Below are 22,767 nucleotides of genomic sequence, written 5' to 3'. Positions count from 1 at the left end.
TATGATTGCCATCACCAACGATTCGGGGGAAAGTCTCCAGTTGGACCCGCAGCAAAACCTCGTCACTGAGCAGAATGTCGCCTGGCTCAGTGACGATGAGCTGCCGGGGGAATTCTCGTATCCCATCGAAGCGCCACTCAACGAAGCCAACAAACGCTTTGTGGGGCAGGGGTACCGGCCTGATGCGGCCCAGCCCCGCGCCGAAATCCCCGTCAGTGTGCACCTGGATGGCGTGCTCTACCGGCGTTGTACGTTCAATTACCGCGTCAATGAAGGAAAGCTGTCGGGCTTTTTAAAGATCGACAGTTCCGAGTTTTACGACTCGATCCGAAAGCTCACGTTACTGGAGGCACTGCCTACGCCCGTGGCCGTTGGGGATGGACTAGTCGGCACGCCACCGGTATCGCTATCGACCCGACTTGTTCAGATCGCGCAGCTCACGCCTGGCGAATTTCCATTTACCTTCTTTCCGATCCGTAACCAGGCCATGATCGAGGACGCGTTCGATGAGACCAAACTAGCCGGTTTCGTGCGCAACGACTACCTCAACGCCTGGGAGCCGCTGACGACAGGGGGCTATGGCTTTCCGATCGATCTGCCAAATAAACCCGCTTTTGGTTATTTGCTCTGCCCTCAGTTTTACCTCGCCTACGTCTTAGAGCAGATCATGGCGTTAGCGGGTTACAAGATCGAATCGGACTGGCTCTATAGCGAGGAAGGACGGCGCATTACCGTGCTCAATCTTACCGCTATGAATCAAACGATATCGGAGTTGGGTGGCTTTATTTCGGGGCACCTGCTCGTACCGGGTATGTTTCTGCCGGACACGACGGTGTCGGATTTTTTAAAAGCGGTGAAGGGCCGATTTGGGCTGGTGTTTGGCTACAATGCCAATAGCAAAACCTGCTACATCGTTCAGTTTACCCGGACGGTCGCTAAAGGCTCAGCCATCGATTTAACCCCGTTTCAGTCGGGGCCCTATAGCAGCTTTGATAAAGACGGCAAAGGCTATAAGGTCATTGAGTACGTCGATGGTGCGGATGGCTTGTATAAAGATTTATCGGGCAATACGCTCACGCCTGCTAGTCAAATCACGGGCTTGGGCACAACCGAAATCACCCTGAAGGCGGGCACAACCCAGCTGGCCTACGAGAAATCGCCCTTAAGCACAACGAATAGCTGGTTTGTGCCGACGGTGCTCCAGCCGGGCAATATCCTCGACCCGAAATACAACCAGTCCGAACGCTACCTGACCAAAGAGGGGAAACGGCCCAATAGTGTGGGAATTCGGTTCCTGTCCTACCGGGGCATGAGCGTGGATTCGTCGGGCAGACCCTACCCCCTGGCCACGCCCGACGTGCGTGGTGGTGCTCAGACGGTTATTGGCTCCGAAGCGCTGACGCTTACGGGTCGCTACGGTGCCTGGCGTAAATACCTGCGGGCGTATTTCTATTTTCGGGATCAAACCCAGCGCATCACCCAGAAACTACTGATGCCGGTGGCCACGCTGGCCTCGCTCCAGCTGCACCGACTGGTGAGTCTTTCCCTGGATGATCAAGTCCGTCGCTCCTATGCCATTTCCAAGCTGCAAGCCGAAGCGCCTGGACTTGATGGGAAAGTGCTCGTTAAGCTGGAGGTGCTGACCTTGCCCTCGGGTATCGAGATCAATCCGGACGTCGATGATCCACTCGTGTGGGTGGAGCTGACGGTGGTGAGGTCCGGGCTGATTTCATCGGGTGGCTTTAATCCGATCCTGACCAAAACGGCCAGTCTGAGCGTGACGTGCTGGCAGGATCAGGCCAAAACTACCCCGGCCCTGGTTACGAACCTGCCCGTGGTGATCCGTCAGAAAAAGACCTGGACCAACGCAACCAGCCCCTACCAGGAAACGCCTGTCACCTACCTGGCCAATGGTGCCCAGACGGTGCTGGAATCCGCGCTATTAGTTTATGAATCCACGCCGGGTGGTCCAGCGGTAGGAACGGCCACCCCCACCGAGTTTACCCTTGTCGTTTCGCTTGACCCATCGGATGGCTATTTGATTTTATGAGCTACAACGAGCTAAGTGTCCAGGAAAAAATTTCCCTCAAAGAGGTACTCGATCAATGGGGCGATATCGCCATCGAGCGGTTTCGGCGGAGTCTGGAAAAAGTAGTCTACGACTCTCCCAGTAAACGATCGAAGCGCCGAACGCGCCGACTCACCGAAGACTGGAGCAAGGAACTTCGGGACGGCGGCTTCGATACATCGGGCAGTTGGGGCGAAGCGCAAAGCCCACTAACCGGGCCAACCGTTGTGGGGATTTTATTGAAGTTCAATTTGTATGGTAGATTTCTGGATATGGGAGTAGGCCGCAATCACTCCAGTCTCGATAAATCCGTGGCGCGTCAACTCAAAGACCGTCAGCCGACCAAACGACGGGCCAAGCGCTGGTATTCAGGAACCAAAGGCTATGAGGTGGGTAAACTTAAATCCATCCTGGCTAAAGAATATGGCGTGGCCGTCGCCCAGGTGGCCGAATCCGCCCTTACACTCACCGCTAACATTCAGATCTAAATGGACGCTAAACAAAAAGCGGTCATTGACTTAGTGCTCAATGGCCAGCAGGCCCAAACCTCCCTGCGCGAAGTGACCCGGGCCGCTACCGCCCTCCGGCGAGAAATCAATGGCATGCGGGAAGCCGATAACCCGGAACTCTATAAGCAGCGGGTGGCCGAAATGAATAAAATGCTGGCCATTCAGCAGAAGATGCGTGCCGAAATCAATGGTACGGCCACCGGCTGGCAGAAAGTGATTGGCCAGATCGGCACCATTACCACCGGCATTCTGGGTGCTGGTGCAGTGCAGTCCGTACTCAATCAGTTCAGTATGGCCAAAACCAAGGTCATCGAGTACAAAGATGAACTGGCCGATGTGCAGAAAGCGACCAACATGACCGCTCAGGAAGCTGCGGACCTCAACGAAGAGCTTCAGAAAATGAAAACCCGAACCCCAACCAAGGAGCTTTCGGAAATGGCAGTAGTGGCGGGTCAGTTCGGGGTTGCCAAACAGGAGGTCGATGAGTTTGTCGAGTCTGCCGATAAGCTAAATATCGCTCTTGGCGATGAGTTTAACGGGGTGGAAGATTTGTCCAAATCGGTGCTAACTATGCGCAATATTTTCACCGACGTAAAGTCTCAGAAGATTGACGACGATCTGTTGCACATTGGCAATGCCCTGAATTTCCTCTCCGGAGAAGGAGCCGCTACCGCTCCCGTGATGGCCGATTTTTCCAGCCGCATCGGGGGTACGCTGATTCCACTCGGATTATCTTCAGCCAAAGTGCTGGGCTATGCCGCCACGCTCCAGGAGTTGAACGTAACGGCGGAACGGGGATCAACGGCCCTGGTGACTATCTTCCAGAAGATGCTTACCGAAACCGAGACCTTTGCCAAGGTTGCCGGGGTTCCGCTGAAGGAGTACAAAGACCTGATCGGCAAGGATATCAATGCCGCCTTCCTGAAGTATGTGGCAGGCCTGCAAAAAGTATCGGGTAATCAGACCGAGTTTATGTCGGTGCTGGAGAAATCCAAACTCACTGGCGCGGGCGAAATGGAGGTGCTCTCCAAGCTGAGCACGAATATGAGTCTGCTGGGCGAACGCACGGATCAGGCGGGCAAAGCCTTAACCAGTACCGATAGTGTATTAGGTGAGTTTGCCAAACGCAACTATCAATTGGCCCAGGATTTAAAAACCCTCGACGAAGCCTTCGACAATCTCTATCAGTCGCAGGCCGTGCAGGATTTTATGGGGGGAGCGGTGCATAAGGCCGTCGAACTACTCGACGTACTGCCCAAAGCCTACCAGTGGCTAAAGGATAATACTACTGTGGTGATGTCCTTTGTCTATGCCATCGCCATGCTGAACGCGGGTTTGATTAAAGCCACGCTGGCCAGTTGGGCCAACACGACGGCGGTTATTGCCAACCGGGTGGCGTATCAGGTGGGGTTCCAGTGGCTTGTACTTCAGACAACCGCCATGACGGCTTACTCGACCATCATGGCTGGAGTAACGCTCCGTATTAGGATTGCGACAGCAGCCCAATTGCTCTGGAATGCGGTTTTAAATGCCAATCCTATCGGGTTGGTCATTACGGGACTATCCGCGCTGGCCTACGCCGTAAAAACGTATTCAGATAATACGGCAGAAGCCTTACGACTCGAACGGGAGAAGATTCGGCTGCAACGGGAAATTCAGTTGATGACGGAAAGGCATACTGGGTTATTGTTAAAGTTTAATGAGCAGCTTGAAAATTACACTCGCTTAAGTGTCGCTGAACGAGCAGAGCTGGTGAAAAGTATCGCAATGGCCAGACTGGAGGTGGAAAGTAATTTAGCTCGAACCAAGGCTAAAGAGAAGCAGCTGGAATTATTGGCTGCTGAACCATCGCTTTGGCAGAAGTTATGGTTGGCCATCGCTTCGGGAGGCAATACTCCAGCAATGGCTCAGCAGTTTGCTCGGCAAGCAGCAGAGAATATGTTAGCTGTTCGGGAGCAGTTTGCTGGAAACATTCAGGGGCAGGAAGATCAGTTGAAGCGATATGATGAAATATTTAAACGCATCGGGCAATACGAACAACCTACGATGGCGCTCCCCGGAACGGGTAAATCACCTCTGGGCGAAGATAAAAAGTCAACCAAGTTAACCCAGGCTCAAAAAGATACCCTCGAACTGGAGAACCTGTTGGCCGATTCTCGCCAGCGCGTTATGACGGCCAATAAAACCGAATACGAACGGGAGGTGGCGGCTTTTGCTGAACACTACAGCGAGATGTATAAACTGGCCAAAGATGACGAGGCTAAAATCAATGAAATCCGAACGCTGAGTTTACTGGAGTGGGCACAGATCGAGAAACGCTTCAACGAGAAACAGAAAGAGCAATCGGCCAAAGATATCAAGGATGCCAAAGACCTGGCCGAACAGGAACTAGTCAACAAACGACAGCTCCAGTTGCAAAGCATTCAGGGCCAGGAGCAGGCCAATGCTATTTCGCCAGATGCGGCCCGAATGGCGGAGCTTCAAGCCGAAAACGTTTTCCTGCTGGCCAAAAAGGCGCTCTATGATAAATACTTCGCTGATATCCTCAAGCTCAATATCGATGATGTTGGTAAACGCAATGCGCTGGCCAAGGAACAGAAAGACGTTGAAGCCGATATCCAGAAAGAGCTAACCCGTGTCATTGGGCAACAGGTCGATGCCCGGCTCCAGTATGCCGATGCGGCTGACCAGAAGGAACTAGCCAGCCATCAGGCCAGAAAACAGGCCATTGAGGGGATTTTGCAGGAGACGCTCCATCTGATGCAGATTAACTGGACCGAGCAACTAGATGGCATCAAAACATTCTGGCAAAAGGCGACCATCCTTCAGAAAGCGGCCTTTATCGCCAGCAAAGCCTATTCAGCCGCCGAAGCCTCGATTGCCTATGGCCGTACCCTGATGAATATCTGGGCCACATCGGGCAGTCCCTGGGCAGCGGTCGGCTTTACGGCCCTGGCCACCGCGACCTACGGCTCGGTACTGGCTAAAATTGCCTCGACGGATTATACCATCCCGCAGTTCGCAGAAGGCGGCTCGACCGCAATGGCGGAAAGCAGCAAGCCAGAAGGCTGGATAAAGCAGCCGACGTTGTTTAATCTGGGCAAACGAAGCTGGATTGGTGGCGAGGCTGGAGAGGAGTACGTCATATCCTATCCGATGCTGAAGAATCCAGCGATCGCCAATTTAGTGCCTGCGCTGGAGGCCATCCGGATGGGACGAACCTATGCCAGTGGTGGCTCGACCGCAATGGATGGTTCAGGGTCGAGTCTAACGATGGGAATGAGCGATGCAGTAGGCCGAGCCATTTTATTGCAACTTCAGCTTGGCAACCAATTGACTCAGCAACAAATAGCGGCTACCGGGGAGCTGGCGAAACGAAAGATCAATAACAACTATTTCTCGTTAAAGGACGTGGAAGCTGAAGTTGATCATATTCAGAATGTCACTAAGTTGTAAGGGAATTTAACCCCTCCCTTTATGAATAAAAAAATAAGTTGGACCTGGCTGATTGGCGTCTTTCTGCTGGGTGGAATAATAGGCTTCATGATTGGTGAAGATTACGAGCGAAAGCGAATAATTCAGATGGAAGTCGATTATTCTAAAAAAGAGATGCAAGAGGCACTTGAGAAGTCAAATAGATTCCTAGATAGCCTAAAAATTGAGCATCCAGAGTTATTTAAAAAGTAATAAAAACCGCCTTTGCAGCTTGTAAAGGCGGTTTTTTCTTTCTATATTATATTAATAATCAGTCGATTATAAACAAGAAAAACCCCAACGCTGGAACTTGGCGGAACGAGCGAAGGGGCATGTAAACCTCTAAACAGCAGTTTAAAATGTCTACGGAGCAAAGCTACGTGGGTAAGGGAAACTATGCAACCCTACCTCAATTTCGCGGTCACACCTACCGCACCCAAACGTATTTAGTTGTGGCCGGAATCGCCCGGCTCACTGGAGAGCCTGAATCAGAAATCTGGAAACGCATCTACCGAAACCTACAAGCCACCTTTGGTATCTTCCTGGCCGACTTCCCTCGTCGCAAGAACGAATCGCTACTACGCGTGGCCGAACGCTACGACGTGTTGGATAAGGTGTACCTGGTAGCGATTGCCGAGCGCCAGCATTTTCGCTAGTGAAACCTGAAAAGTCCAACAAATAAATGCCCCTCGAAAAGTCCAAATCATAGGACGATTCCGAGGGGTGTTTTATAACCAATTTTATGTTAAGAAATTTTTCTACGAATCGTTAGCAATTTGCTAAAGCGAGAAGAGTGTAGCTCATCTTTGAAAAGTGCAATGAGGTCACTTGTTTGTGGCTAGTAGAAATCAATGTAATCCGGGTAGATTAGATTTTTCGTTGACCAGTTATCTAACAAGGCATTATAAAGTCGCTCTATCCAAGGTTCATTTTGTGCGGCAACTGGGCCAACATAGTTTTGGCCTTTATCATAATGCTCGAATCGAAGCAAAATATCATCGGGGTTATCATCTACCCATTCAGCGTAGCTACGATAGTTTAAAAAACTTTTGATTCTCACATCCCCATCAGATTTAACATACAATAAGTGGCTTCTCCTAGTGTTATCACACTCAGCAAGTAATAATTTGAGTTGATCACGAGTTGGATTTTGGTTGAGATTCATCATCATTTAGTTTTTTAGGTGGCATTCGTTTATTTAATAATTTATCGAAAACTCTAATCTTCTCCGCTTTCCTTCTCTCTGAAAGGTGCACGTACTTCATAGTTGTTTTGATGTCAGCATGGCCCATATAATCTTTTAGGGTAACTACATCGCCCCCCAGTTCAATAAAGACCGTACCAAACGTGTGCCTAGCAGTATGCGTCGTCATCTTCCAGCCTAATCCCAATGACTCGCTAATCTTGCCCAACGTTCGATTAGTATATTGCTCTGAATAGGTATCGAAGAGCTGACCAATGGTTGTCGAAATAAATGGCTTTGCTGCTGGATGTAATGGAATCCGAACGACCTTTCGTAGTCGAAGGGTTTTTTTTGGCATTAACACGAGCCACTCGTCCTGAATGTTTTCATGATTGACTGCCTTGGCATCTGAGATTCGTAAACCTGTAAAACAGGAAAAAAGAAAGTGGCGGAGTATGGTACGCCAAGTATCATTGATATCAGGCTTGTCATAGAGTTGTAGCAAGTCAATCACCTGTTCCTGCTCTAGTACGTCCGGATACGTTTCGGGGTGTTTAATTTTAACAACCTTAAATGGATCTTCAAAGCTATACTTAGCCACCAGTGCTCGCTTCACATAGGTACGTACACGAGTCATTTCTTTCTCGACAGTACTGGGCGCATCATCATGCTCGTGTTTTAACCAGGCACGAAAGTTCTCTAGTAATTTTGGCGTAAGCCCAGTAAAGGGCAAAACGGGCAACTTCTCGGTTTGTGTTTTAGTTTCGTACCGCCAAAACTCGCGCAGTTTATTGAGCGCTGAGCGGTGCCCCTTGGCAGTATTATCTTCTATTTTTCGGCGCTTCTTTCGCTCCTTTAGGTCACCATCCCACCACGAAAGAAAATCCAGTCGAGATGTATAGGAATAATACTCCGATAATAGAATAGTCAGGGTGAGCGGTCGCTCACCGAGTCGGTAGGTCTTAATGATTTCGTTGAGTTTACCAATCTCGGCCTCGATCATTAAATTATAGTCGGTCAGATCAGGATCATCCTTTTTTCGAGCGATCAACTTCCCCGCATCTTTATCAAAGAATTTTGGTGGCCAACTCAATTTTAGGGGGATGCGCTCGAAATCGCCATTTACGGATACGTATATATAAATAGCGGCCGTGCCATCTTTTTTTACATAATCATCTTTTATGACCAGCTTTTTGGTAATCTGTTGATGTGCTCCCATTCGGAAATGGTTAGGAAAATGAGTGGATATATTCCTATAATTAGGAAATGGATTAGAATATTAAAAAAGCCCACTACAACGCGTATGTGGGCTTTTTATCTTGTTTCGTAGTCCCGACGGGAATCGAACCCGTATCAAGCGTTTAGGAAACGCTTATTCTATCCGTTGAACTACAGGACCAAAAATTAAACCTATAAAGTCTCAGAGACCTTATAGGTTTATTACGTGCAAAGTTGTCAAAAATCTATCAGCCTGCCAAACCATCGCCATATTCGGCTGATTCAGTGAGGGGTACGTGCAGCCAGTTTGGATAAATCTGGTAATGTCGTTCTTTCACCAGATCGTAAAGTAGCTCACGTAACTCACCTACGTTCTCGCCCGTTTCTGCCGAAATGAAGGCAACGTAGTCGGCTTTCTGGGTCAGATAGGTTTTCTTCAGGTACTCTAAGGCCGTTTTCCGACGGACGCTAACCGGGATAATGACTTCCTCATGGGAGTCGCTAAATTCATCGTCATCGGTATTTAACGATTCTGTCCATTCGTCTTTGGGAACAAAACGGTCCATTTTGTTAAAAACGAGCACCATCGGTTTATCGGCCGCTTTGATCTCCGCCAATGTAGTGTTGACAACTTCAATCTGCTCCTCAAAATTCGGGTGCGATACATCCACTACATGGACCAGAATATCGGCTTCGCGCACTTCGTCGAGCGTCGATTTAAACGACTCGATGAGCATCGTTGGCAGTTTCCGAATAAACCCGACCGTGTCCGTCAACAGGAACGGGATATTGCCAAGGGTTACCTTTCGCACAGTCGAATCTACGGTTGCGAATAGCTTGTTTTCGGCGAATACGTCAGTTTTGGCCATCGTCCGCATCAGCGTCGATTTACCTACGTTGGTGTAGCCTACTAAAGCTACCCGAACTAATCGGTCGCGCTCTTTCCGGCGTGTCTGGCTTTGCTTGTCGATTTTGGCGAGTTTCTCTTTGAGAAACGAAATTCGGTCTTTCACGATCCGACGGTCGGTCTCAAGCTCTTTCTCCCCCGGTCCACGCATACCAACGCCCCCTTTCTGACTTGTTAAGTGGCTCCACATACGGGTCAGTCGAGGATACATGTACTGGTATTGCGCCAGCTCAACCTGCACCCGTGATTGGGCGGTTTGGGCGCGCATCGAGAAGATATTCAGGATGAGCAAGCTGCGGTCAAGCACCTTAATATCCTTAAATTCAGCTTCCAGATTTCGAACCTGTGATGGCGTCAGATCATCGTCGAAAATGACAGAATCAACCGGATTGTCGAGAATAAACGTTTTAATTTCTTCCAGTTTCCCTTTACCAACAAAGGTGCGATTGTCTGGGTGTTCGAGTTTCTGCGTGAACGATTTAATCGTGGTTACACCCGACGTTTCGGCAAGAAACGCTAATTCGTCAATATATTCTTTGGTTTGGTCGGCAGTTTGCTTTTGCGTAATCAGCGCGACCAACACAGCGGTTTCGGGTGGTTTTGTGTTGTCGATCATGTAAGATTTCTAGTGGTAATTAGGTTGTTATAGCGTATGACGAAGGGCTAAAACTACGTGTAATAAGCTATAAGCCTGTAAATTATAACGGGTCCTATACCGTAAAAGTTTCGGCAACGAATTTGCCAGAATAGGTATTATCCTTCGACAGGATTTACAGGATGCACAGGATTATTTACGTGAGTCACCAATCCTGTGCATCCTGTAAATCCTGTCAACAAAACTATACCTGAACGGTTTTCCAGCGCCCCCGCCGGAAGATCCAGATAGCTATTCCGGCCAGTAGCGTTTCGCTGATGGCCACCGACCAAAATACGCCCGGAGGCCCCCAGTTGAGCAAATGCGCCAGCGTATACGCCAGTGGTATCTCAACTACCCAAAAACAGACAATGTTAATGAGTGTAGGCGTTTTGGTATCGCCTGCTCCATTGAGTGCCTGACTAAGCACCATCCCATAGGCCATAAACAGGTAACCCAGACAAAAAATACGAAGGCATTCGACCGCAATTTCGACGACACGGGCTTTATCATCGAACAACGAGACGATTGACGCGGCCCCCAGAAAGAAACCGATACCAACGGCGGCTAAAAAGAGCATGTTGCAGAAAGCCGCCCGCCAGGCAGAGGTTTCGGCCCGTTCGGGTTGTCCGGCCCCTAAATTCTGCCCAACCAATGTGGCGGCTGCATTAGCCATGCCCCACGAAGGCAGAATAGTAAACACAATTATGCGGATGGCGATGGTATAACCCGCTACAACGTCGCTGCCAAAGGTGGACAGAATCCGTGTCAGGAAGATCCAACTGGCCGAACCGACCAGAAACTGGCTGGTGCCGCCAATGGCTAAACTGAGCAGATTGCGAATAATTCCCGCATCTGGCGACACGTCAGACCGGAGTACTTGTATGACGCCTTTTACTCGTGTCAGCGCATAAAGCTGGTATAACACGCCCATCGACCGGCCAATGGTTGTGGCTACTGCCGACCCCATCACACCCAGCGCTGGAATAGGACCAAATCCGAAAATAAATACCGGACACAAGATGATATTAACCCCATTAGCCAGCCACAACGAGCGCATCGCAACGGATGCATCGCCTGAGCCGCGTAAACTGCCGCTTAGTGTGTACAGCAACATGATGGCAGGTGAGCTGGCAAAAATCATTCGCGTGAAGCCAGCCCCATTAGCGATCAGTTTTTCATCGCCACCCATCGCACGAAGAATATCTTCGGCAAAGACAAAACCAGCTACGCCCATCAACAGGCCCAATCCCACAGATACCAGGATTACCTGCCCAACAGCATTGGCTGCGCCACGTTGATTGTCTTCACCAACCCGACGCGATACCAGGGCCGTAGCGGCTGTACTCAGTCCAATGGCAATTGAATATACAATGGTTAATACCGACTCGGTGAGTCCGACGGTAGCAATGGCTTCAGTGCCGATTTTGGCCACGAAAAACACATCGACAACCGCGAATAGCGATTCCATCACCATCTCCAGAATCATCGGAACCGACAGTAGAAAAATAGCCCGGTTAATACTACCAGACGTAAAATTGGTTTCTGTACCACGCAATGCGGCCAGGAATAACCGAAAAAATTTGGTCATTGGAATAACAAAATATGCCGGAGCCTATGGGCTACTGCCAGCGTATGAATGATGTAAAAACGGAAATGGCCACTTAGTCAGAAGCGGGTGGCGGTAATCGGAAGAAGAAATAAAAAACCGCGTAGGTTTTTAAGCGAGGAACTTCATGGTCGTTGACAAACCGACGTTTCGGTTGCAGTTAAGGCTGCAAATGTACAATTTTCTTCTTCGAAAAACCAAATTTAATTGATTGTGTGATTATTCTTTGTGTTTTTGGAATGTGATGTCAGGTTCTAAACCTGACATCAGAATAAGAAATCCTGTTTTATCCTGTCAATCCTGTCGAAAAACAAACTGGCCCGATCCCGGTTAAAGAAGTATGCACACGGCACCATTCTCTCTCAACGATCTGGCTGATTTTCTGCATATCGAATTAGCTGCTGAACGCTATGCCGATGCCGAGCGGGGTGGCATTTATTACCCGTCTAACCGCCTTATCAAACGAATTGGCCTGGCTTTAGATCCTTTTCCTAAGCTGGCAGACTGGGTCAGCGAAAAGCAAATCGATACATTATGGCTGCACCGTCCCTGGCAGATTAATCTGGAGAGTTTGCCCGCTGATATCGGGATTATGACGCACCATTTGCCATTTGATGAAACCCTAACGATGGGCTATAATCCTCGGTTGGCGAAGGCGTTGGGAGCCATTGGTGAATTGGAGCCACTTGGCTATAAGCAGGATATGCGTGAACCCGGTAAGCCTTTGCCACAACGGCCAATTGGAATGCTCATGGAGATCGTTCCCCAAGAGTTTGATGAGTATTTAGCAGGCATCAAAACTATATTCGGTGGCTATGATCGCGCTGAAGCCGGTCACGGGCCGGGGGCCTGGCAGTCCACGAGTTATCGAATTGCGGTAGTAGGCGCTATGACCGACGCGCTCGTGCGAGAAGCCGCCAGTAAAGGGGCCAACCTTTATATAACGGGCACCTATCGAAAGCCTGGTCAATTGGCTATAGATGCAACTGGCAGTGCGTTTATTGCCGTAGGGCATCGCCGGAGCGAGGTATGGGGGCTGCGTGCCCTGGCCAATTTACTGCACAAACAGTATGGTGTCGATTGTGTGGTTCACGAACCGACGATACTCAGTAAGCTATGAAGAAAGTCATTGCGCTATGCTTTGTGTGACCCCGATGGGGTCAAATGTCTATAGAAAATCCACTATACTATAAACATTTGACCCCATCGGGGTCACACAAAATATAATTCAATTTGTGGTATAATGGATTGATAATTAGGTTATCAGTCAATTTCTCTCGGATCGTCGGCGATGCGGGTGTTGTCGTAAAATGTGTCCATCAGCGCCATATCTTCATCTGAAATGACGAAATCCCAAACGTCGAAATTCTCCTGAATCCGGTTGCGCTTTACTGATTTGGGAATGGTAACAACATTATGTTGCAACGACCATCGGATTAATAATTGATAAGTGCTCTTGCCATATTTTTCAGCTAAGGCAAGCAGTTTGGGGTCGTTACTTTTCTCGCCACGGACTAAAGGAGCGTAGCCTTCGGGTTGGATATTCTTTTCCCGACAATAGTCCAGAACCTCAGGTACGTAACTGTACGGGCTTAGCTCAAATTGATTAACAGCAGGTATAATGCGGGCTTCGCTCAGGAGTTCGTCCAGATGAGCAGGGTAATGATTCGAGACGCCAATGGCACGGGCGCGGCCATCAGAATAGATTTTTTCGAGGGCTCGCCAGGTTTCGTGCCGATGTTGTTTAATTGGCCAGTGAATCAGGTATAAATCAACCACATCGAGCCCAAGCCGTTCCAGGCTTCGGTTAAACGCTCGTAATGTTTTTGTATACCCCTGGTCTTCGTTCCAGACTTTAGTCGTAATGAAAATATCACTTCGAGGAATTCCACTAGACCGGATGGCATTGGCTACTTCGCGCTCGTTTCCATAGGCAGATGCGGTGTCGATTAGGCGGCAACCTGCTTCCAGTGCCCATTCAATAGCTTGCTGTACTTCATTAGCCTGACTTGGCGCATAAACACCAAGCCCTAATAAAGGCATTTCGATACCATTATTAAGTGTGGTAGAGGGTATATCCATTCGGTAAAGACAAGTTTCATATAGTAAATCAAAATCGGAGCAAGATGTTTTAAAATACTAACAATAAAGTGCGTGAGGTCCGGTTGATTGTTCTGCTGTATGTTTACGGACAGATAGGTTTCTTCCTGAGTTTATCGAATGATGCGACTACTTTACCTGATGACGAATCTGATTTTGTTGACTATTCTGACAGGACGCGCTCAGTCAGTTCCTACCCCTGGTGCGATTCGCTATTCGATGGAAGCAGGCGGGGTGGCAACATCGGGCCCACAAAATCCATTCTGGTTGCGGGCTAATCAGTATAACATGGTTCCACTACGAGGATCGTTTGGAACGGCTCGGATGGGGATACAGCGCGATTACAAACCACGATCCGATTCGACGGTAAAGCGTAAGTCTCGTTTCGACTGGGGCTTCGGTATATATGCCGTTGCGAATATCGGTCCTACACCAACGACCGATAATCCGGCTATTCTATTGCCTGATGCATATGTGAAAGTCCGTTTTGGGGCGCTGGAACTTTACGGGGGTAACCGACGCGAAGTAGTTGGGTTAGGCGATACGTTGTTGACCTCTGGTTTTGTTGCCTGGTCGGGAAATGCGATGCCGTTCCCGAAAATTCAATTACACACCCCCGATTTTGTACCGCTCGGCTTTACGAAAAAACTGCTGTCGTTTCGGGGTGGTTATGCGCACGGGTGGTTTGTCGACTCGTATATTCAGGGAAGTTATCTACATCAAAAATATTTGTATGGACGAATTGGTAAACCAAACTGGCGCTTTCAGTTTTATGGTGGACTGAATCATCAGGTGCAATGGGGAGGGCATGCGGATTATCTGATTGGAACGCCATTAGCCGTAAATGGGCATTTGTCGACGTCGTTTCAGGATTATTTGTCATTAGTGATTGGGCGCTATCCAGATGCGTTGGAGAATGACCGATTTACGGGCTTTGATGGTACGAATCGGTTAGGCAATCATGTTGGTAGTTACGATGTGGCTTTCGAATGGAAAGGGAACAAGGCTAACTGGTTGCTCTACCACCAACACATGTACGACGATGCATCGGGGCTTGCTTTGCAAAATGTGCCGGATGGATTAACGGGCTTACGTTTCCTGAATCAGTCGCATCAAAATACACGTTTCCGATTTCAACGAATTGTGCTCGAGTGGTTAACGACGACCGATCAAAGTGGCCCAACCTTCGATCCGACTGCTCGCTATCAGGGCGCTGATAACTACTTTAACCATAGTCAGTACATTCAGGGGTGGTCGTATCGGGGGCGCACTTTGGGCACTCCGTTTATCATGCCCAGAGGAGACTTAGCGCCATCAGTCGGCAACGAGTATGGCGGAAATGGTTTTTATCCAAATAATCGGGTGGTGGCTTGGTATCTGGGAACAATAAGTACGTTTCGGCGCGGGCCAACTCTAACCACACGTATATCGTATAGCCGAAATTTTGGGTCGTATAAACAGCCTTACCCACAAGTATTTCATCAGTTATCCACATTAGCAATGGCTCAATGGCCTATCCGTAAATGGTCGGGTCTGATGCTAACAACCACACTTTCACTCGATCAGGGGGAGTTAATACCCAATTCGTTTGGGAGCTATGTGAGTTTGAAAAAGAGCTGGTAGTTAAGTGGTTAATGAAATTTTTATTGACCATTAAAAAATATTTTAATCTCTTTTTAATATCTATAAATCCGTTTGGTGCGTATCGCCGTATAGTCAAGTGTTGTTGCTTTTCTGATTTACTCTGAACGACTTTTCTATGACTATGCTTTACGCGAAATCCCTTAGCCGTGCTGTTGGCATGCTGGCAATCGGTTCTTTATTGACTTTAGCTGCCTGCCAGGATCACCGGCTGCCACCCAGTCCAAATACCTTGCCTGATGCTACTATTTATGCGTTAAATGACGCCAATCAACTGTTGCGGTTGAATGTCCAGAACTCAAGCGCACCACTGTCGACATTGGTGATTACTGGGGTGAATTTCGCCAGTGGGGAACGCATCATGTCGATTGATTTTCGGCCGGCTACCGGACAGCTCTACGGAGTTAGTAATCAAAGTCGTGTGTTTGTCATTAATCCAACAACGGCCGAGGCTCGTGCGTTGACAACCGCTCCATTTAGTCCCGCTGTTTCCGGCTCTGTGGTTGGCATCGATTTTAACCCAACTGTCGACCGGATTCGACTGGTTACCAACACCGGGCAGGATTTACGTCTGCATCCCGAAACAGGCCTTGTGGTTGCTACCGATGGGACAATTAATGGCGTAATGGGAGCTATGATTTCGGAAGTGGCTTACACGAATAACAACGCGGGAACAACGACGACGACCCTCTATGATATTGACCCAGCTACCGATCGGCTCTATATTCAAAACCCACCCAACAACGGGACATTGACAGACGTTGGACCACTTGGTTTAGATATATCAGGATCTGCGGGTTTCGACATTTCGCCGAATGATAATACGCAGGGGCTAGTTGCCGTGCAGTTTAACGGATCGTCGGAGTTGGACCAGATTAACCTGGCAACGGGACGTTTGCAGAAATTAGGTAATCTGCCAGGTACAATCATTGGGCTAGCTATCCCAACGAACCCAGTTGCGTACGCTATCGATGGTTCTAACAATCTGCTCATTTTCAACCCAACGAACCTGATAACGACTACAATCAAAACAATTGTGGGCTTACAAACTGGCGAATCAATTCTAGGTATTGATACTCGCCCGGTAAATGGTCAATTATTTGCTCTGGGTAGTTCAAGCCGCTTGTATTCGATTGCGGTTACGAATACTGCCAGTTGGAGTGCAGTACAGGTGGGAAGCGCAGGAGCCTTTACTTTGTCGGGTACGGATTTTGGTTTCGACTTTAACCCAACCGTCGATCGGATTCGGGTTGTCAGCAACACAGGTCAAAACTTACGCCTGAACCCCGATAATGGAGCCTTGGCCGCTACCGATGGAACACTAACTTTCGCTCCCTCGCCAGGAACGCCGAACGTCTCGGCGGCTGCTTACACGAACAACTTCGCGGGGGCAACCACTACCACGTTGTACGACATCGATGTTCGTCCGGGAAGCGCTGTTTTATTTACACAGAACCCACCTAATAACGGCGTATTAGTTTCTGTTGGCCCATTGGGTGTTGAGGTCGAAAGTGCCAATGGGTTCGATATTGGTGGTGCAACGGGTACAGCCTACGCCTTATTACGGGCTAGTGGTACCACAAAACTATATACCATTAATCTGGCAACCGGTGCCGCCACGGCTGGGGCTACGCTACCCGGAAATCCAACCGTTCGCGGGTTTACTGTTGGTTTAGGATTCTAGTTTACTTGTTTTTAAATCATAACGGCCTGCCCTGTTCATGAACGGGGCAGGCCGTTACGATTTAGCCTATGTACTGGTCAGAGAACGTACGCGGACTAATAATTTCGGTGTTTCCAACTCGCTTCAAGATTTGGAGATGTTTCGCGTCGCCTGTTATTAAAAAATGGGCTTCAGTAAATAAGGCTGCCCGAAGTACATGGTTGTCGTCGGGGTCGCTAGAATTGACTGGCAGATCATTGGTTGGCATTATGACAATGTGCCTTTCTCTAATAGTGTCAATGATGCGTTTTCTGCGTTCTGGGGAGTAGCTAAATTTGCGCTCCATTTTTTCATCAAACTCACTCAATATCCACTCGGATGTATAAAGTTCAACGTGTAGCGCACAATGGTCATACACGTTTGCAGCAAAGCCTGAGAATAAAAATGCCGAAATGAGGACATTTGTATCGAAGACTATTCGAGTGGAAGGTGGTAAACTCTCTGTCATGTATTCTCGTATCAGAAGACACAAAATTACATGCCTGAAGCTTATCGTCAATTCTTCTAGGAAAGTATAAAAGTGAGGATAAGCTCTACGAGATTTCTCTATAAATATCTTCTTCTGAAAAGAAGCCAGCACCTTCAGCAGTTCCTTTAAGTTCTTTGCGAAGCTTATTCATCTTCTCAAGATGTAAGTAGTTTTTTACGATCTGACTAATCAGCTGATCTGAAGACAGATTGACTGTTTCAGATACTTCTTCTAGATCTCTAAGTACTTTATCTTCTAGTTCAACAGCTACAACCGTCATAGCTTTACTACTTTTTGGTACAATGTAAATATCTGCTTTATAAACGCAAATCGCAACAAAACAGTTGTGCCACCTCTAGATAGGGGTGGCACAACAAACAATGAAAGCAATATTTAGGAAACTACCGGCTCAGATACAGATTTCGTTCCGAATAAACCTTCTGGAAATAATCGTCCGTTAGATCATCGATGAAATAGATGCCTTCGCCCGTCGATTTCATTTCGGGACCGAGTTCCTTGTTTACGTTCGGGAATTTGCTGAACGAGAACACGGGAATCTTGATGGCGTACCCTTTTTTAACAGGCTTAAAGTTGAAGTCCTTCACCTTTTTGTCGCCCAGCATCACTTTTGTCGCGTAGTTGACATAAGGTTCCTGGTACGCTTTACAAATGAAAGGCACTGTGCGGCTGGCGCGTGGATTGGCTTCAATAATGTACACCACCTCATCTTTGATGGCAAACTGAATATTGATCAATCCGACGGTTTTAAGTGCCACCGCAATCTTCTTTGTGTGTTCCTCAATTTGCCGAAGCACGTTCTCACTTAAATCGAACGTGGGGAGTACGGCATACGAATCGCCTGAGTGAATACCAGCTGGTTCAATATGTTCCATGATCCCAATGATATACACATCTTCGCCGTCGCAAATGGCATCCGCTTCGGCTTCAATCGCATGTTCGAGGAAGTGATCGAGCAGGATGTTATTGTCTGGAATGTCCTGCATAATTTTCATGACATGCTGCTCCAGCTCGCTCTCATTGATAACGATTTTCATGCTTTGACCACCTAGTACATAACTTGGTCGTACCAGAAGCGGGAAGCCCAAACTACGCGATAGTTCCAGCGCTGCTTCTGATTCCCGCACCGTTCCGAATTTTGGATATGGAATATCCAGCTTTTGGAGCATCTCTGAGAAGTGACCACGATCTTCAGCCAGGTCAAGTGCTTCCCAGCTCGTACCGATGATCTTGATGCCATAGCGGGTCAGTTTTTCGGCCATTTTCAGCGCCGTTTGTCCGCCCAATTGAACAATCACGCCTTCGGGCTGTTCGTGCATGATAATGGCATGAACGTGTTCCCAGAAGACGGGCTCAAAATAGAGCTTGTCGGCAATATCCGGATCAGTCGAAACGGTTTCAGGATTACAGTTGATCATGATCGTTTCGTAACCCGCTTCCTTAGCGGCCAACACACCGTGTACGCAGGAGTAATCGAATTCGATACCCTGGCCAATTCGGTTTGGGCCTGAACCCAGTACCACTATCTTCTTCCGGTTGCTTCGAATCGACTCGTTACCAGGCAGGTCCGAAACAGGCTCTGGTCGGTCGGTGGTGATAGGCAACTGGTTATTAAATGTTGAGTAATAGTAAGGCGTTTTAGCCTCAAACTCAGCCGCGCAGGTGTCAACGCACTTAAATACCCGACGGATATTATGAGTCTGGCGGTAATCGTAAACCTTACTTTCCCGAACCTGCAATATATGCGCCAACTGACGGTCGGCATACCCTTTTTGCTTGGCTGTACGGAGCAATTCAGGTGGCAGATCGTCCAGATCGTATTGTTGAATTTCGCGCTCCAGTTCAATCAGCTCTTCAATCTGATGCAGGAACCAGGGATCAATTTTCGTCAATTGCTGAATTGTACGGAACGACATCCCGGCTTTGAAAGCATCGTAAATATGGAACAGTCGGTTCCAGCTTGGGTGTTGCAAGCTCTCGGTCAAGGCCGCACGATCGGTGAGTTCGCGACCATCGGCGCCAAGCCCGTTTCGACGAATTTCGAGCGATTGACAGGCTTTTTGCAAGGCTTCCTGGAAATTCCGTCCAATACCCATCGCTTCGCCCACCGATTTCATTTGCAAACCTAACGAGCGGTCGGCGCCTGGGAATTTGTCGAAATTCCAGCGAGGTACTTTTACGATAACGTAATCGATGGCTGGTTCGAAAAAGGCCGAGGTCGTACCCGTGATAGGGTTGATCAACTCATCGAGGTTATAGCCAACAGCCATTTTAGCCGCAATCTTGGCAATTGGGTAGCCCGTTGCTTTCGACGCCAGCGCCGACGACCGGCTTACCCGTGGATTTACCTCAATAACGATGATGTCGTCGGTTTGTGGGTCAACTGAAAACTGAATGTTACATCCGCCCGCAAACTGACCAATGCCGCCCATTACCTTGATGGCCAGATCACGCATTTTTTGGTAAAGCGTATCGGGCAGGGTCATGGCTGGCGCAACCGTAATGCTGTCGCCGGTATGAATACCCATCGGGTCAAAATTTTCGATGGAGCAGATGATGATGAAGTTACCGTTGTTATCGCGTAGTAACTCCAGCTCATATTCTTTCCAACCCATTACGCTTTGCTCGACTAACACCTCATGAACAGGTGAGGCATGCAAGCCAGCCGTGAGGGCTTTGTCGAAATCTTCGGGTTTATTAACGAAGCCACCGCCTGTACCACCGAGCGTAAATGAGGGTCGAATAACCAGCGGGAAGCCAATTTCCTGGGCAATTTCTTTGCCTTCCAGAAACGAGCGAGCCGTACGGCCTTTGCAGACTCCCGCGCCAAGTTGCAGCATGAGCAACCGGAATTTCTCCCGATCTTCGGTTGTCTCGATAGCTTTAATATCGACCCCGATAATTTTAACGTCATATTTCTGCCAGATGCCTGCTTTATCACAGTCAATGGCCAGATTTAAGGCAGTTTGCCCACCCATTGTTGGTAGGACAGCGTCGATAGGGCGTCCCATTTCCTGATGCTTTTTCAGGATTTCGACGATCGACTTTTTCTCTAACGGCAAAAGATAGACATGATCGGCGTTGATTGGGTCGGTCATGATCGTGGCCGGATTGGAGTTAATCAACGACACTTCTATCCCTTCATCCCGAATAGAACGAGCGGCCTGTGAGCCAGCATAATCGAACTCACATGCCTGGCCAATAACGATGGGGCCTGAGCCAATAATAAGAACCGAGCGAATGTTGGAATTTTTTGGCATTTTCAGCAGGACAATGACCGCATGAACGGACCTGAATTGATTTAGTAAGTTGAGCGAGATGCCTGACGATTACCAGGCGATTCAGGGTCTGGTCAAAAATCCTGCAAAATTAGGGCTTTAACGGGGAATGGAAAAGGAGAATTTTAGAATATACTATAATAGTGACTTTTAGGCGCCTGACAGCTCACTTTTTACGATAGACTTATCGAATAATTCGTGTTTTGGCGAAAATTAGTGCCATTTTTAAGTTTATTTTCTAATCTAAATTTAGGTAAGATCAGTCGGTAACAGAAGCAATCTTTAATAGATGGTGCCGGATGTATACTATTGTTGGTTAATTTGATATATTAATACTCTACGTTTATGGTTCGTCCTTATCTACTGCTTATCTGTGTTCTGCTGAGTAGTTTGGCTGTCACCTGTGTTCGTGATTATCCATCTGCAGATCCTAACAAAGCGCCCGTTGTACAGAACCCACCATCGGGCGGATTACCAGGTCAGACACAAACTTCTCCTCAAAAACGGCTGTATCTGGATAATGATAAGATTCGGTTGGGTATTGACCTTAATGCAGGAGGAGCCATTACGTATTTATCGGAGGCTGGTAGTAGCGTTAACATGGTCAACAATAATGACCTGGGGCGGCAGATACAAACGTCTATGTATGCTGGACCTTATCCGTATAGCGTAAATGGAAAAGACCCGGTTTATCAATGGCGAAATCTCGGTTGGAATCCTGTGCAGACGGGTGATTATTATAACAATCCCGCTCAGGTGGTTAGCTATCAACAAGGCCAAAATACACTGTATGTCAAGACAATCCCGCTGATATGGCCCTTGCTAAATGAACCAGCCGATTGTTATTACGAACACTGGATTGAACTCAAAGACAATACAATTCATGTGCGGTGCCGGCTTGTTGTTAATCGGGCCGATACTACTCAGTACGAAGCCCGAACCCAGGAAGCGCCTTGCGTATACCTCAACGGGCCTTACTATCGAATGATTACCTATGGCGGGATGAAGCCTTTTACGAATGATGCTGTCTCTGAGTTTACGACTCAGGAGATGACCAATCGGTTTGGTAGCGAAAACTGGATTGCTCTGTTGAACGCCGAAGGGCGGGGCGTTGGTATATATAAGTACAACGATGTACGCTTTGCGTCGGCTGGCTTTGGCGTAACTAGAGTGGGTGGAGAATATGATGTACCTGCTGGCTATATAAACAGCCAGCCCCATTTGGTCATTGATCATAATGGGCAATATGAATTTGAGTACACCTTGGTGGTTGGTAATTTAGATGATATCAGGCAGTTTGCGTATGCCCAGCCGCGACCACCTGGGGGGCCTACCTATAAATTTGTGAATGACCGGCAAGGCTGGTACTTTAAGCGCACTCGTGACAAGGGTTACCCGATTCAGAATGAACTGAACGTTCGATGGTACCGGGATGATCCGTCCGTCCCCAACTTTCGGATTATGAGCCCAATGTCGTTCTGGCAAGCGGCAAATGTTCCGAAACTTTATATACAAGCGGCTTTTCAGACCAAAGCAACGAGAGCCAGACTTGTGTGGCGAAAGCCCGACGAGTATGATTTTATGGATATACCCGGCCGATATGCCGATTTTCCAATTGTAGGCGACGGCCAGTTTCGTACCTATGAAATTAATACCAGTCAGTTATCGGGTTGGGATGGGGCTATTACCCAGATTGGATTAACAAGTCCCCCCGATCAGCTCCAATTTGAAACGGGATCGAATTTGCGACTACGTAGCGTGACATCGACCAACTAGTGCTTGGTCGGATAGATTCTTTTGATTCTCAATTCTTTGGATTTTATTGTACCTATAGAACCACCAGAATCTATAAAATCCAAAGAATCAACAGAGGCTAACTAGTACTCTTCCAATTTAATTCTTACAGCAATCTGACTTGTTGACGGGATTGACTTTT

General features: G+C 48.2%; 17 protein-coding genes and 1 tRNA gene. 9 read left to right on the top strand and 9 right to left on the bottom strand.

All coding sequences use genetic code 11. From position 1 onward, the window contains the following. Position 1: 1 nt before the first annotated feature. From ACYVGR_RS00090 to ACYVGR_RS00070, 5 genes are all read left to right on the top strand, one after another. Positions 2 to 2,050 (top strand): hypothetical protein, encoded by a 2,049-nt coding sequence (locus tag ACYVGR_RS00090; protein ID WP_460952886.1) that lies wholly within the window; start codon positions 2 to 4, stop codon positions 2,048 to 2,050. Then, complete coding sequence (locus ACYVGR_RS00085; RefSeq protein WP_460952885.1) at positions 2,047 to 2,556, top strand: hypothetical protein; 510 nt, start codon at positions 2,047 to 2,049, stop codon at positions 2,554 to 2,556. The genes ACYVGR_RS00090 and ACYVGR_RS00085 overlap by 4 nt, the downstream gene beginning before the upstream one ends. Further along, positions 2,557 to 6,033, top strand: coding sequence for a phage tail tape measure protein (locus ACYVGR_RS00080; RefSeq protein WP_460952884.1), 3,477 nt, complete (start codon positions 2,557 to 2,559; stop codon positions 6,031 to 6,033). It abuts the gene before it with no gap. Positions 6,034 to 6,054: 21 nt separating this feature from the next. Continuing rightward, complete coding sequence (locus tag ACYVGR_RS00075) at positions 6,055 to 6,264, top strand: hypothetical protein (RefSeq protein WP_460952882.1); 210 nt, start codon at positions 6,055 to 6,057, stop codon at positions 6,262 to 6,264. A gap of 146 nt (positions 6,265 to 6,410) precedes the next feature. Next, a complete protein-coding gene (locus ACYVGR_RS00070) occupies positions 6,411 to 6,707 on the top strand; it encodes a hypothetical protein (protein ID WP_460952881.1) in 297 nt (98 codons plus the stop codon). A 182-nt stretch (positions 6,708 to 6,889) separates the two neighbouring features. Here the strand turns inward: ACYVGR_RS00070 and ACYVGR_RS00065 are convergent, their stop codons facing one another. The 5 genes from ACYVGR_RS00065 to ACYVGR_RS00045 form a co-directional block, all read right to left on the bottom strand. Further along, on the bottom strand, positions 6,890 to 7,216 hold the full coding sequence (locus ACYVGR_RS00065) for a hypothetical protein (protein ID WP_460952879.1): 327 nt from the start codon (positions 7,214 to 7,216) through the stop codon (positions 6,890 to 6,892). Beyond that, positions 7,188 to 8,453, bottom strand: coding sequence for a tyrosine-type recombinase/integrase (locus ACYVGR_RS00060; protein WP_460952877.1), 1,266 nt, complete (start codon positions 8,451 to 8,453; stop codon positions 7,188 to 7,190). The genes ACYVGR_RS00065 and ACYVGR_RS00060 overlap by 29 nt, the downstream gene beginning before the upstream one ends. Before the next feature lie 108 nt (positions 8,454 to 8,561). Beyond that, positions 8,562 to 8,633: transfer RNA gene (locus tag ACYVGR_RS00055), tRNA-Arg, on the bottom strand. Between the two features lie 67 nt (positions 8,634 to 8,700). Beyond that, positions 8,701 to 9,975, bottom strand: a complete 1,275-nt coding sequence (hflX, locus tag ACYVGR_RS00050) for a GTPase HflX (RefSeq protein ID WP_460952876.1) — start codon at positions 9,973 to 9,975, stop codon at positions 8,701 to 8,703. A gap of 223 nt (positions 9,976 to 10,198) precedes the next feature. Then, on the bottom strand, positions 10,199 to 11,584 hold the full coding sequence (locus ACYVGR_RS00045) for an MATE family efflux transporter (RefSeq protein WP_460952875.1): 1,386 nt from the start codon (positions 11,582 to 11,584) through the stop codon (positions 10,199 to 10,201). Positions 11,585 to 11,942: 358 nt separating this feature from the next. Between ACYVGR_RS00045 and ACYVGR_RS00040 the strand changes: the two genes are divergently transcribed. Then, complete coding sequence (locus ACYVGR_RS00040) at positions 11,943 to 12,722, top strand: Nif3-like dinuclear metal center hexameric protein (RefSeq protein ID WP_460952874.1); 780 nt, start codon at positions 11,943 to 11,945, stop codon at positions 12,720 to 12,722. Between the two features lie 143 nt (positions 12,723 to 12,865). Here ACYVGR_RS00040 and ACYVGR_RS00035 read toward each other — a convergent pair whose 3' ends face one another. After that, complete coding sequence (locus tag ACYVGR_RS00035) at positions 12,866 to 13,684, bottom strand: aldo/keto reductase (RefSeq protein ID WP_460952873.1); 819 nt, start codon at positions 13,682 to 13,684, stop codon at positions 12,866 to 12,868. A gap of 138 nt (positions 13,685 to 13,822) precedes the next feature. Between ACYVGR_RS00035 and ACYVGR_RS00030 the strand changes: the two genes are divergently transcribed. Both ACYVGR_RS00030 and ACYVGR_RS00025 read left to right on the top strand, forming a co-directional pair. Continuing rightward, complete coding sequence (locus tag ACYVGR_RS00030) at positions 13,823 to 15,325, top strand: capsule assembly Wzi family protein (RefSeq protein ID WP_460952871.1); 1,503 nt, start codon at positions 13,823 to 13,825, stop codon at positions 15,323 to 15,325. Between the two features lie 136 nt (positions 15,326 to 15,461). Continuing rightward, a complete protein-coding gene (locus ACYVGR_RS00025; protein ID WP_460952870.1) occupies positions 15,462 to 17,027 on the top strand; it encodes a DUF4394 domain-containing protein in 1,566 nt (521 codons plus the stop codon). A gap of 61 nt (positions 17,028 to 17,088) precedes the next feature. Here ACYVGR_RS00025 and ACYVGR_RS00020 read toward each other — a convergent pair whose 3' ends face one another. The 3 genes from ACYVGR_RS00020 to carB form a co-directional block, all read right to left on the bottom strand. Next, complete coding sequence (locus tag ACYVGR_RS00020) at positions 17,089 to 17,514, bottom strand: putative toxin-antitoxin system toxin component, PIN family (protein WP_460952869.1); 426 nt, start codon at positions 17,512 to 17,514, stop codon at positions 17,089 to 17,091. An 85-nt stretch (positions 17,515 to 17,599) separates the two neighbouring features. Further along, on the bottom strand, positions 17,600 to 17,815 hold the full coding sequence (locus tag ACYVGR_RS00015) for a hypothetical protein (protein ID WP_460952867.1): 216 nt from the start codon (positions 17,813 to 17,815) through the stop codon (positions 17,600 to 17,602). Between the two features lie 121 nt (positions 17,816 to 17,936). Beyond that, positions 17,937 to 20,813 carry a carbamoyl-phosphate synthase large subunit gene (carB, locus tag ACYVGR_RS00010; RefSeq protein ID WP_460952865.1) on the bottom strand — a complete coding sequence of 959 codons (2,877 nt, stop codon included), beginning with the start codon at positions 20,811 to 20,813 and terminating at the stop codon, positions 17,937 to 17,939. Positions 20,814 to 21,176: 363 nt separating this feature from the next. On the opposite strand from carB, the gene ACYVGR_RS00005 reads away from it, so the two are divergent. Next, positions 21,177 to 22,607: a hypothetical protein gene (locus ACYVGR_RS00005; RefSeq protein ID WP_460952863.1), complete on the top strand. Its 1,431-nt coding sequence runs from the start codon at positions 21,177 to 21,179 to the stop codon at positions 22,605 to 22,607. Positions 22,608 to 22,767 lie beyond the last annotated feature (160 nt).

The organism is Spirosoma litoris, assembly GCF_054776755.1.
This window is presented reverse-complemented; position numbering and strand designations above follow the sequence as displayed.

Bases quoted from the DNA above. Each gene is read 5' to 3' on its own strand.
- ACYVGR_RS00090 (WP_460952886.1), top strand. From the start codon at position 2: ATGATTGCCATCACCAACGATTCGGGGGAAAGTCTCCAGTTGGACCCG.
- ACYVGR_RS00085 (WP_460952885.1), top strand. From the start codon at position 2,047: ATGAGCTACAACGAGCTAAGTGTCCAGGAAAAAATTTCCCTCAAAGAG.
- ACYVGR_RS00080 (WP_460952884.1), top strand. From the start codon at position 2,557: ATGGACGCTAAACAAAAAGCGGTCATTGACTTAGTGCTCAATGGCCAG.
- ACYVGR_RS00075 (WP_460952882.1), top strand. From the start codon at position 6,055: ATGAATAAAAAAATAAGTTGGACCTGGCTGATTGGCGTCTTTCTGCTG.
- ACYVGR_RS00070 (WP_460952881.1), top strand. From the start codon at position 6,411: ATGTCTACGGAGCAAAGCTACGTGGGTAAGGGAAACTATGCAACCCTA.
- ACYVGR_RS00065 (WP_460952879.1), bottom strand. From the start codon at position 7,216: ATGAATCTCAACCAAAATCCAACTCGTGATCAACTCAAATTATTACTT.
- ACYVGR_RS00060 (WP_460952877.1), bottom strand. From the start codon at position 8,453: ATGGGAGCACATCAACAGATTACCAAAAAGCTGGTCATAAAAGATGAT.
- hflX (WP_460952876.1), bottom strand. From the start codon at position 9,975: ATGATCGACAACACAAAACCACCCGAAACCGCTGTGTTGGTCGCGCTG.
- ACYVGR_RS00045 (WP_460952875.1), bottom strand. From the start codon at position 11,584: ATGACCAAATTTTTTCGGTTATTCCTGGCCGCATTGCGTGGTACAGAA.
- ACYVGR_RS00040 (WP_460952874.1), top strand. From the start codon at position 11,943: ATGCACACGGCACCATTCTCTCTCAACGATCTGGCTGATTTTCTGCAT.
- ACYVGR_RS00035 (WP_460952873.1), bottom strand. From the start codon at position 13,684: ATGGATATACCCTCTACCACACTTAATAATGGTATCGAAATGCCTTTA.
- ACYVGR_RS00030 (WP_460952871.1), top strand. From the start codon at position 13,823: ATGATGCGACTACTTTACCTGATGACGAATCTGATTTTGTTGACTATT.
- ACYVGR_RS00025 (WP_460952870.1), top strand. From the start codon at position 15,462: ATGACTATGCTTTACGCGAAATCCCTTAGCCGTGCTGTTGGCATGCTG.
- ACYVGR_RS00020 (WP_460952869.1), bottom strand. From the start codon at position 17,514: ATGACAGAGAGTTTACCACCTTCCACTCGAATAGTCTTCGATACAAAT.
- ACYVGR_RS00015 (WP_460952867.1), bottom strand. From the start codon at position 17,815: ATGACGGTTGTAGCTGTTGAACTAGAAGATAAAGTACTTAGAGATCTA.
- carB (WP_460952865.1), bottom strand. From the start codon at position 20,813: ATGCCAAAAAATTCCAACATTCGCTCGGTTCTTATTATTGGCTCAGGC.
- ACYVGR_RS00005 (WP_460952863.1), top strand. From the start codon at position 21,177: ATGGTTCGTCCTTATCTACTGCTTATCTGTGTTCTGCTGAGTAGTTTG.